This is a genomic window from Bacillus sp. AFS037270 (assembly GCF_002585305.1).
In genome coordinates this window covers 1-11,799 of sequence record NZ_NUNF01000035.1, presented here as the reverse complement: position 1 = coordinate 11,799, position 11,799 = coordinate 1, and the positions used below count along the sequence as shown (strand labels likewise).

Here is an 11,799-nt window from a genome sequence, read left to right as displayed (position 1 = left end):
AGATTTTGAAAAAAGGAGAATGAAAACATGATTAATGGTGAAAAAAACGTTGAGCAGCCCATCCGCTGGGCAATGGTAGGTGGTGGACGCGGAAGTCAAATTGGCTATATCCACCGTTCAGCTGCGTTACGTGATCATAATTTTGAATTGGTTGCGGGTGCCTTTGATATTAATCCAGAACGCGGAAAAGACTTTGGAATGAATTTACATGTTGATCCAGAACGTTGTTATCCTGACTACAAAACAATGTTTGAAGAAGAAGCAAAGCGTGATGATGGGATTCAAGCAGTTTCTGTTGCTACTCCAAACGGAACACATTATGAAATCACGAAAGCAGCTCTAAATGCTGGACTTCACGTTGTGTGTGAGAAACCTCTATGTTTTACCACTGAAGAAGCACTTGAATTACAAGAAATTGCGACAGCAAAAAATCTTGTTGTTGGCGTTACATATGGTTATGCTGGACACCAGATGATTGATCAAGCACGAAGAATGATTGAAAATGGAGATTTGGGAGAAATCAGAATCGTAAAAATGCAGTTTGCACATGGTTTCCATTCTGCTGCAGTAGAAGAAAATAGTGAAAGCACGAAATGGCGTGTTGATCCAAGGGTTGCAGGTCCAAGTTATGTTTTGGGTGATGTAGGAACACATCCATTGTACATATCCGAGGTTATGCTGCCAAACTTAAAAATTAAAAAATTAATGTGTTCCCGCCAGAGTTTTGTTAAGAGCCGTGCTCCACTTGAGGATAACGCATTTACCATTATGGAATATGATAACGGTGCTGTTGGTTATGTTTGGTCTTCCTGTGTAAATGCAGGTTCAATGCATGGGCAAACGATTCGTGTGATAGGTTCGAAAGCTAGCATTGAATGGTGGGATGAACATCCTAATCAATTAAGATATGAAGTTCAAGGTCAACCGGCACAGATTTTAGATCGTGGTATGGATTATCTCTATCCACAAGCACTTACAGATGATCGTATCGGTGGAGGCCATCCAGAAGGACTATTTGAAGCATGGTCAAATCTATATACTCGTTTTGCCAAGGCGATGGTTGCAGCAGATCGCGGAGAAGCGTTTGATACATCTTGGTATCCAGGAATCGAGGCAGGGGTAGAAGGTGTTCGTTGGGTTGAGAACTGTGTACGCTCTGCAGATAATGGTGCTGTATGGATTGAATACCAATAAACATAAGGTTTCATTACAATCAAGGCCTTTGATGATCTAAAAGGCCTTATTGTATAAAACTAAATGAAAACGCTTTAACAATCTGTCAGTTTTATAGAATGAGAGGCTTAAGGGGAAAGATAATTAAAAAATAAAACCTTGGGAGGAAAATACATGGGTAATCAAGTAGGGAATTTTAAACGTAATTTACGAACGATTATGATTTCTGCAACATTTGGGGGACTTCTTTTTGGATATGACACTGGAGTTGTTAATGGCGCTTTACCTTTTATGGCAAAACGTGACCAGCTTAATCTTACACCAACTACAGAAGGGCTTGTGACCAGTTCGCTTCTTGCAGGTGCAGCAATTGGTGCTTTACTAGGAGGGAAGCTGCAAGACCGTTATGGCCGACGTAAAATGATCCTTAATCTTTCATTATTATTCTTGATCACAACACTGGGAACTACATTTGCTCCCGATGTTTCAGTAATGGTTACCTTTAGATTCTTGCTTGGACTTGCTGTTGGAGGAGCATCATCAATGGTACCGTCCTTTCTGGCAGAGATGGCACCTGCCGAGAATAGAGGACGAATGGTGGCCCAGAATGAAATAATGATAACCGGCGGACAATTATTAGCTTATGTTTTTAACGCTATTCTTGGTGTAACAATGGGGGATACAGGACATGTTTGGCGTTACATGCTCTTTATTTGTGCAATTCCAGCCTTTATGTTATTTATAGGTATGCTCAAGGTCCCTGAGAGCCCAAGGTGGCTGGCCTCAAAAGGGAAAAAGGATGAGGCGCTAAGCGTCCTTAAACAAATCCGTGACGAGAAACGAGCTATTGCAGAATTTAAGGAAATTGAAGAATCCGTAAAAAGAGACGCAGATCTCGAAAAAGCAACGATTAAAGACTTTTCTACACCATGGTTACGCCGTATTTTGTTGATTAGTATTGGAATTTCCGTCGTGAATCAAATTACTGGTGTTAATTCCATTATGTATTATGGTACGCAAATTCTAGAACAGGCTGGTTTTGGTACGAAGACTGCATTAATTGCAAACATTGCAAATGGACTTATTTCCGTTCTTGCTGTAATATTCGGTATTTGGATGATTGGCAAGGTGAACCGCCGTCCAATGTTGATAATTGGTTTGTCTGGCACAACCACCTCACTTTTATTGATTGCAATATTTTCAATGGTACTTAAAGGTTCTCCTGTACTGCCGTATCTTGTACTTTCTTTGACTGTCTTATTCCTAGCTTTTATGCAAGGTTGTATTGGACCGGTAACATGGTTAGTTGCTGCGGAAATATTCCCACAAAGATTAAGAGGCCTTGGTAATGGTATTAGTGTATTTTTCCTATGGGCTGTCAACTTTGTTATTGGTTTTTCATTCCCTATTCTTTTAAGCACCATCGGTTTATCCGCTACATTCTTTGCTTTCGTTGTAATTGGCTTATTGGGAATTGCTTTTGTCTACAAATTTATGCCAGAAACAAATGGACTTACGCTTGAAGAGTTGGAGGAGCAGTTCCGTTCAAAGTATGATAAAGGTAATATGAAAAAATCTTTTAGTCAGGCCCAGTAAGAAGAACTTTAAAACTAAAAATGTATTAAATAATAAAAAAGGCATAAAGGATTTTTTCTACAAAAGATCCTTTATGCCTTTCGATCAATTATGAACAGCGTGTTTATGATAGTACTTTTCCAAAACTTCCAAGGTCGTTTCTTTTGCTTTTTTGATAACTTCTTCAGGATCCATTTGATAATATTCTGGCCTGAATAACTCAACGGATGCGACAAAATCATAATTCAATTCTTTTAATCTTTTCAAATGCGCTTCTAAATCAATCACACCGTGCCCAGGCCATACTCTGTCACTATCACGCATTTGGCCAATTGGAAAACCCTCAACATCGTTTATATGGAAAATAAACAATTTATCTGCTGTTTCATCTGTTACATCTTCTAATCTTGACCCCATTCCAGTGAATTGGAAAGTATCATACACTAGACCAACATTATTTCGATTAACCGCTTTTACAATACTGTATGCTTGTGCGAATGTATTAACCGTATTCTCCTGAATTCCGATAAACTCAATCGCAATCTTTACTCCGTATGGTTCGGCTAAATCAGATAGATGGGTTAAAACTCGAATACAACTTGCATTTACTTCTTCCGTCAATGTTTTTCCTTTTTCCGTCACATCAATATTAGAAGGTACCACGCAAATATATGGACAATCTATTTTTTTACAAATCTCCAAGTATTCTTTGAATTCCTCAATAATCTTCTCTTCGTCTTCTTTCGTACGGTTATTAAAAAAGCATAATGCGTTCAATGAAAGTGGTTTAAGATGATGGGTATCAAAATAGGCTTTTAAATCATCTAATGTATATTCTTTAAGATAATCTTTTAACTGATCAATTGAACGAATTTCGATAAAATCGTAACCGTGTTTTTCACAATACTCTAAATTCTGTTGAAGAGAAGCACTTTCGAATGTTGTTCCTTCATTAAATGATAATTTCATTGGTAAACCTCCATTTTTCAACTTATGTATGCGATTTCAGTTTAATAGAAATTTTCTTTATTTACTCTATATAATCTTGCTCTAAAATTGTGTTTTGGTGCTATTTTATAATTTGTTTGATAACTTTTGGTAATAAATTGGGCGTTTACATGATATTTAGAGAATATTCACTGTGCTTGGTATAAAATATTGGAATAGTACCTAAAAATAGACCATTCCTTTTTGAGTTAGTATAAAATATACTATATTGTTATTGTTTACAATTAGTGAGAGGTGAAAAAATGAATTACTATATTCCAAAAGTAGAACCTGGCATCAAGTCAAAAAAGGGATTATATTTTTATGAACCTTCCGCTTTAACGAAAGAATTATATCATTATGTCCTATGGGGCGGTGAATATGTAGTAGATGTTCCCTATAGCATTAAGCGTGATTATATGAATTCCTTTATCCTTTTTTATATAAAAAAAGGATCGATGCATTTCCACTATCTGGGTCAATCATTTGTAGCCTCAAAGGATGAAATTGTTCTTTTGGATTGTAAAGAAAAGAATAACTATTATGTATCTGAAGAAACGACCTTCCAATTTATTCATTTTACAGGAAACCACATACAGGATATCTATAATGAGTTATATAAAAGAAAGGGATGTGTTTTTAAACTGCCTGTAGAAAAAAATAATATCCCGAATATTTTATCCCTTATTGCCTCAAACAGGGAAATAGACTTTAAGATATCTTTAGAAATTTATGAACTGCTGGGTAATTTAGTAGAAAGTACTCGTAATACGTTTGAAAACAGAGATGCAAACGTTGCAAAAGCAGTACCAACCGAAATTCAAGCGGTACTGACTTATATAAGTGAGAATTACTCATCTAAAATTTCCGTCGACCAGCTGAGTGAAATATCCAATTTAAGTACCTATCATTTTTGTCGTACGTTTAAAAAGTATATTGGAACCAGTCCTCACCAATATGTACTAAATTACCGATTGATCCAAGCTAAGAATCAATTGGTGGGAACCAATCTTTCAATCGAGCAAATAAGCATGGATTGTGGATTTAATAGTATTGGTCATTTTATTAAGGTGTTCTCCCAATCTACTGGAGGCATCACTCCTGGGAAGTTTAGAAAACAATGTTTTTAATTACATCTCTCAAAAAGATATCCAACTAAGTGGGTATCTTTTTGTTAGTTTTTGATGAACTAATTAAATTTTAGCAAGAAATGATAATTTCATAGCAATTTTTTATAATACATTGAATCTCGATTACTTATAAAATAGGGACAACCGGTTAAACAGTCCTACTTTTAAAAGGAAGAAGGTTAAACGATGGAAAATAAAAAAATTGCATGGGGGATTGCTCCGATTGGTTGGCGAAATGATGACATTCCAGAAATTGGGGCAGAGAATACCTTATCACACTTACTAAGTGATATTGTAGTAGCAGGCTTTGAGGGAACAGAAGTTGGCGGCTTTTTTCCAGAACCTAACGTATTGAACAAAGAGCTTCAACTTCGCAACCTAAAAATTGCGGGACAATGGTTTAGCAGTTTTATTATTCGTGACGGTGTGGAAGAAGCCTCTAAAGCTTTCCATAAACATTGCGAGTATTTGAAAGCGGTTAACGCAGCTGTTGCTGTTGTATCAGAACAAACCTATAGTATTCAAGGTACTGATAAAAATGTTTTCAATGAAAAGCCATACTTCACAGATAAAGAATGGGATCAGTTAGGCCAAGGACTAAACCAATTAGGAAAAATTGCTGAAGAATATGATTTGAAGCTAGTTTTTCACCATCATATGGGGACGGGCGTACAAACATTAGCCGAGATTGATCGTCTTATGGAAAACACCGATCCTAATCACGTTCATTTGCTGTATGATACCGGACATATTTACGTATCAGATGCTGATTATATGACTCTATTAAATAAACATATCAATCGTATCCAACATGTTCATTTTAAAGATGTACGTCAAGCGGTAAAAGAACAATGTGAAAGAGAAGGAAAGTCCTTCTTACAATCCTTTTTGGCAGGAATGTTTACCGTTCCTGGTGACGGCTGCATTGATTTTACAGAGGTATACAAGACGCTTCTGGAAACGAATTATTCAGGCTGGATTGTCATTGAAGCAGAACAAGACCCCTCAGTTGCACATCCGTTGGAGTATGCCTTGAAAGCCCGTAATTATATTAATGAAGAATTACTGCCATTAGAAAATGGTTCATTGATTAAAGCTTAATAAAAAAACGAACCCTGGGGAGGGAGAATATGAGTAATCAGGCGATTAAAAAAACACGTGATTACGAAAAAGCTTTAAAAAAGATTACGGTTATATCTACATTTGGGGGACTTCTTTTTGGTTATGACACCGGTGTTATTAACGGGGCATTACCTTTTATGGCAAAACCTGACCAGCTAAACTTGACACCAGCGACGGAAGGTCTCGTTACAAGTTCATTACTTTTTGGAGCTGCGTTTGGATCCGTATTTGGCGGGCGTTTATCCGACCGTTTTGGCCGCCGCAAAATGATTTTAAATCTCGCTTTACTATTCTTTATTGCTGCAATTGGATGTACGCTTTCACCGTCTGCCGGTGTTATGATCGTCTTCCGATTCTTGCTGGGATTAGCCGTTGGGGCTGCATCTGTTATGGTGCCATCCTTTTTAGCAGAAATGTCTCCGGTCGAGAAGCGGGGCAGGATGGTTACCCAGAACGAATTAATGATTGTTTCCGGTCAGCTGTTAGCGTTTGTATTTAATGCCATCCTAGGAAATACGATTGGTGAGGGAGCTTCACATGTTTGGCGTTATATGTTAGTGATTGCGTCACTTCCAGCTGTTGTATTATGGTTTGGAATGTTAGCGGTTCCAGAGAGCCCGCGTTGGCTAGCATCCAAAGGAAAATGGGGAGATGCATTAAGGGTCCTTAAAGAAATACGGGAAGCAAACGCTGCGGATTCTGAACTTAAAGAGATGAAAGAAAATATTGCTCATGAATCAGAAATTCAACATGCGACATTTAAGGATTTAAACGTACCATGGGTCCGCCGGATTGTTGGAATTGGAATCGGGATTGCCATTGTACAGCAAATTACAGGTGTTAACTCTATTATGTATTATGGGACTCAAATTCTTGAAAAATCCGGTTTTTCAACCAATGCGGCACTTATGGGGAATATTGCCAATGGAGCGATCTCAGTCATTGCCACTTTCGTTGGAATCTGGTTATTAGGGAAAATTGGCCGGCGTCCAATGCTAATCGCTGGATTGACGGGTACAACAACTGCTCTTGCTTTAATTGGGGTGTTCTCATTAGTACTTAAAGGGTCACCAGCACTTCCGTTGGTTGTACTTAGCTTGACTGTTACCTTCCTTGCATTCCAGCAGGGTGCTATTTCTCCGATAACCTGGTTAATGTTATCAGAAATCTTCCCATTAAAATTACGTGGTATTGGAATGGGTGTAACAGTATTCTGCTTATGGATCACAAACTTCCTTGTTGGGCTGTTTTTCCCAATCTTACTAAGTGCAGTAGGCTTATCGATCACATTCTTTATTTTCGCAGTGTGTGGTATTGCCGCTATTATTTTTGTGAATAAGATATTGCCAGAGACAAGAGGAAAGTCACTTGAGCAGTTAGAAAGTGATTTCCGAAGCTATGAACAAAAAAGTCATAAACAAGCTTCTAATCAATAATGTTATAAAACTATAATTGAATTATGAATTAACTGAAAAATGAAAGCGTTGCCTAGTTATATCCATTAAATATGTAAACATAAAAGGAGAGTATCAACATGACTTTAAGATTTGGTGTAGTAGGAACAGGAGCAATTGGAAGAGAGCATATTGATCGAATTACAAATAAATTATCTGGTGGAAAAATAGTAGCCGTAACAGATGTTAATCAAGAGTCTGCAAAGCAAACGGTTGAAATCTATCAATTAGATGCGGTAGTTTATCCAGACGATAAAGCGCTCATTGCGGATAAGAATGTGGATGTAGTCCTTGTCACAAGTTGGGGTCCTGCCCATGAAGCAACAGTTGTCGCTGCAGTGGAAGCTGGTAAATATGTATTTTGTGAAAAACCTTTAGCAACCACGGCTGAAGGCTGTATGCGAATTGTCGAAGCAGAAATGAAGCAGGGTAAGAAATTAGTTCAGGTTGGATTTATGCGCCGTTATGATAGCGGATACGTACAATTAAAACAAGTGATTGACAAGAATGAAATAGGTGCGCCATTGATGATTCGTGCTGCACACCGCAATCCAATCGTTGGTGAAAACTATACAACGGATATGGCAGTAACGGATACATTAATTCACGAAATTGATGCACTTCACTGGTTAGTCAATGATGACTATAAATCCGTTCAAGTTGTTTTTCCAAGAAAGACCAAATATTCACATGATAAACTGCAAGATCCACAATTATTTACAATTGAAACGAACAGTGGCATTGTCATGAGTGTGGAAGTATTTGTGAATTGTAAATATGGCTATGACATTCAATGTGAAGTGATTGGTGAAGAGGGAATCGTAAAACTACCTGAATTCTCCAGTGTTGTCATGAGAAAAGATGAAAAATTAAGCACAGGCATTTTAAACGATTGGAAATACCGCTTTATGGATGCATACAATGTGGAAATTCAAGACTTTATTGATTCCATTACAAAAAAAGGCGAGCCCGAAGGACCAACTTCATGGGATGGCTATATTGCAGCAGTTACATCTGATGCATGTGTAAAAGCTCAACAAACAGGTGAAAAAGAAGCGATTACCCTTCAAGAAAGACCAGCATTCTATAATGAAAAAGAACTTCAAACGGTGTAATCCTTTAGAGCATATTACAGTTAAATAGTTTATAAAAAGGAAATGGAGTAATCCATTTCCTTTTATTCGATTTGGGTTAATCTTGAATGTTGATTTCCTCTCCAGGCGGCTTCGCTTTCCGCGGGCGTGCCGGAGAGCCTCCTCGGCGCTAAAGGGTCTCCCCTGCTCCGTACCTCGGTAGGAGTCTTCACCGCCTTCTGCTACAATCAACAGCCTTTGATTTAAATGGTATCTGCCTATTTAGGAGAGAACACCTCACAATTCCAACATGTGTACTTTATATGGCGCAAGCAGTCGATTTCAATCCATAAGTTAAATCCACCACCCCCTTCTCGAACACCCACTAAATATGCTATACTACATAAGTTATGTTGAAAAATGTGGAGGACTTCATGGTGAAAGAAGCGAAGGCAAGAATTCAAAAGGGAAAAATATTATCATTTGTTCCAACGGGCGAATATTATTTCAAGAAGGGTGTTAAGGCATACCATCGAAGAGATTTTATCAAAGCCAAAAAATATCTTGGGCGGGCGATTCAGCTTGAGCCGGGTGAACCAATGATTACTTGCCAGCTGGCGATTGTATCGACAGAACTTGGCGAATTCGAACATTCCAACCGACTCTTGCATCAAATCCTTGAAGAGCTTGATCCAGAAATGGCGGAATGCCACTACTTTTTAGCAAATAATTATGCCCACATGGGATTTTTTAAAGATGCGTATCATCATAGCAAATTATATCTTCAGCTAGATCCGGATGGTGACTTTTCCGAAGACACCGAAGATTTATTAGAAGTCCTCACCTTGGAAGCGGAAGAATTCGAGGATGAGCTATATGAGCAGGATGACTTAATCATCAAACAAGAACAGGCCCGAGAACTGCTGGAATCCGGCTATTTCCCAAAGGCGATTGAGCTATTGAAAGATGTTGTTAAGGAATACCCGGAATACTGGTCCGCTTATAATAATTTAGCATTAGCCTATTTTTATTTAGGAAAAGTGGAAAAAGCGGAAGCGATTCTAGTAGATGTATTAGAACGTAATCCTGGCAATCTACATGCCCTCTGTAACAAGCTTGTGTTTGCCCATTACCAGGGGCAAACAGAGAAAGTGACGGAAATGCTTCTTGTTTTGAAGAAAATTCAGCCCCTTTTAAGTGAACATCAATACAAACTTGGTGCGACTTTTGCGTTAGTGGGCGAATACGAACTAGCCTACCAATGGCTGAAAAAACTATATAAACATGGCTTTGACGGAGATGGCCCATTTTATTATTGGCTTTCCTATTCCGCTTTTTACACAGGCTTCGAAAATTTTGCAAAAAGCATTTGGAAAAAGGTGCTGGAGCTTAGTCCTGGTAAAGAAGGTTCAGAACCATGGAACCTAGAAAAGACAGGAGTAAACGGATTTGAAGAACTGTCAGAATCGATTTTTCAAAAACTTGATAGTGACTATGTTGAGGAGAGGTTGTTTGCGCTCTTTTTGACAACTGTCTCAAGTAAAAAAGAAGAAATCATCAGTTCCAAGCGTCTGTTTCAGAATCAGAAGTTTACCAAGTTGGAAAAAGATTATCTCTCCATGATTCGATTGGGGAAATCATCAAAGACCGAGGATGCTCAAGAAGTGGCTGAACTATTTTATGAAAAACACCAACCCATTGGGACGATTGAGTCCGGGTTGTATCTTCTCTGGTTTTCTATTTTTGTGGAAGCTTCAAAAGCTGGAGTCGACTTAAAAAATAAACGTGCCTGGGCTGGAGCGGTCGAATATTTGTGGCATAAGCTGCGGAGCGAGAAAGTTTCACAGCAGGAAGTCGCTGACCGGTATGGTTTGTCTACTGCCACAATCGGTAAATATGTAAAATTGGTTAACAACTATCTGAACTAAGCATATTCGTGGACTATAATTCAATTGTTTTATACGATTAAGTGGGAATACTAATACTTAATCGTATTTTTTTATATAGGAGTGAGTTACATGACTGAAGATAAAATTTATGATGTCATTATTGCCGGCGCTGGTCCTGCAGGGATGACGGCTGCCGTTTATACATCTCGTGCAAACATGTCCACACTTATGATTGAACGCGGTATGCCGGGCGGGCAAATGGCCAATACTGAGGATGTTGAAAACTATCCAGGCTTTGAGAGCATTTTAGGGCCGGATTTATCAACCAAGATGTTTGAGCATGCTAAAAAGTTTGGTGCTGAATATGCTTATGGTGATATTAAGGGAATTGAAGACCATGGCGATTACAAAATTGTTAACGCTGGTTCAAAACAATACAAAGCCTACTCTGTCATCATCACAACAGGTGCTGAATATAAGAAAGTCGGAGTTCCGGGTGAAAAAGAATTAGGCGGACGCGGCGTTTCTTATTGTGCGGTTTGTGATGGAGCATTCTTTAAAGGAAGAGAATTATTTGTAATTGGCGGCGGCGACTCTGCAGTAGAAGAAGGCGTTTATTTAACCCGTTTTGCCTCAAAAGTAACGATCGTCCACAGACGTGACCAGTTACGTGCGCAAAAAATCCTTCAAGACCGTGCTTTTGCGAATGAGAAAGTTGACTTTATTTGGAACCATACGATTAAATCGATTAATGATAAAGATGGGAAAGTCGGCAGTGTAACGCTTGTTTCAACGCAAAACGGCGAAGAACAGGAATTACCGGCAGATGGTGTTTTCATTTATATCGGAATGGTTCCACTGTCAAAACCATTTGAGAATCTTGGTATTACTAATCAAAATGGCTATATTGAAACAAATGACAGAATGGAAACAAAGGTGCCTGGTATTTTTGCTGCGGGAGATATTCGTGAAAAAATGCTTCGTCAGATTGTTACCGCTACAGGTGACGGCAGTATTGCTGCTCAAAGTGCTCAGCATTATGTAGAAGAACTTAAAGAAGAATTGAAATTAAAAAAGTAATATATAAATTAAAAGCGTAACCTTTTTATAACTCTCCTGTAACAGTAGTGAAATAAAGATGGTGTATAATTAGGGAAATTGACCCCCTTTAAAATATATACCTTTCTGCACAGGCCCAGCAGCTTGTGCTCTTTTTTTGTTTTCTAGGTGTTTGAATTTGAAAGGTTCAGCTCTAGTCCATCCACTGCCGCTATCCAGGCGCTTCCGCTATTCTTAGAAATTGTAAGCCAATCCGTCCAAAGGTTAAAAAGCAACCTTTCGACCGGCTCGTCTTATGCTTGGCTACAGAAAGCTATCGCTTTCTGTACGCATTAAG

Annotated in this window: 9 protein-coding genes; 8 read left to right on the top strand and 1 reads right to left on the bottom strand. The window is 38.4% G+C overall.

Annotated elements, in window-relative coordinates:
* Nucleotides 1–27 precede the first annotated feature (27 nt).
* Both COD92_RS17870 and COD92_RS17865 read left to right on the top strand, forming a co-directional pair.
* On the top strand, nucleotides 28–1,194 hold the full coding sequence (locus tag COD92_RS17870; RefSeq protein WP_098530355.1) for a Gfo/Idh/MocA family protein: 1,167 nt from the start codon (nucleotides 28–30) through the stop codon (nucleotides 1,192–1,194).
* A gap of 153 nt (nucleotides 1,195–1,347) precedes the next feature.
* Nucleotides 1,348–2,769, top strand: coding sequence for a sugar porter family MFS transporter (locus COD92_RS17865; protein ID WP_255286646.1), 1,422 nt, complete (start codon nucleotides 1,348–1,350; stop codon nucleotides 2,767–2,769).
* A gap of 84 nt (nucleotides 2,770–2,853) precedes the next feature.
* Here COD92_RS17865 and COD92_RS17860 read toward each other — a convergent pair whose 3' ends face one another.
* Nucleotides 2,854–3,717, bottom strand: a complete 864-nt coding sequence (locus tag COD92_RS17860; protein WP_098530354.1) for a sugar phosphate isomerase/epimerase family protein — start codon at nucleotides 3,715–3,717, stop codon at nucleotides 2,854–2,856.
* Between the two features lie 281 nt (nucleotides 3,718–3,998).
* Here COD92_RS17860 and COD92_RS17855 point away from each other — a divergent pair, with 281 nt between their 5' ends.
* The 6 genes from COD92_RS17855 to trxB all read left to right on the top strand — a co-directional run bounded on the left by COD92_RS17855 (nucleotide 3,999) and on the right by trxB (nucleotide 11,483).
* Nucleotides 3,999–4,865: a helix-turn-helix domain-containing protein gene (locus COD92_RS17855; RefSeq protein WP_098530353.1), complete on the top strand. Its 867-nt coding sequence runs from the start codon at nucleotides 3,999–4,001 to the stop codon at nucleotides 4,863–4,865.
* 186 nt (nucleotides 4,866–5,051) lie between these two features.
* Nucleotides 5,052–5,966 carry a myo-inosose-2 dehydratase gene (gene iolE / locus COD92_RS17850; protein WP_098530352.1) on the top strand — a complete coding sequence of 305 codons (915 nt, stop codon included), beginning with the start codon at nucleotides 5,052–5,054 and terminating at the stop codon, nucleotides 5,964–5,966.
* 29 nt (nucleotides 5,967–5,995) lie between these two features.
* On the top strand, nucleotides 5,996–7,423 hold the full coding sequence (locus COD92_RS17845) for a sugar porter family MFS transporter (protein WP_098530351.1): 1,428 nt from the start codon (nucleotides 5,996–5,998) through the stop codon (nucleotides 7,421–7,423).
* A gap of 98 nt (nucleotides 7,424–7,521) precedes the next feature.
* Nucleotides 7,522–8,556, top strand: coding sequence for a bifunctional inositol 2-dehydrogenase/D-chiro-inositol 1-dehydrogenase (iolG, locus tag COD92_RS17840; RefSeq protein WP_098530350.1), 1,035 nt, complete (start codon nucleotides 7,522–7,524; stop codon nucleotides 8,554–8,556).
* A gap of 392 nt (nucleotides 8,557–8,948) precedes the next feature.
* The gene (locus tag COD92_RS17835) at nucleotides 8,949–10,442 is read left to right on the top strand and encodes a tetratricopeptide repeat protein (RefSeq protein WP_098530349.1); all 1,494 of its coding nucleotides are present in this window, start codon (nucleotides 8,949–8,951) and stop codon (nucleotides 10,440–10,442) included.
* Between the two features lie 90 nt (nucleotides 10,443–10,532).
* A complete protein-coding gene (gene trxB, locus COD92_RS17830; protein WP_098530348.1) occupies nucleotides 10,533–11,483 on the top strand; it encodes a thioredoxin-disulfide reductase in 951 nt (316 codons plus the stop codon).
* Nucleotides 11,484–11,799 lie beyond the last annotated feature (316 nt).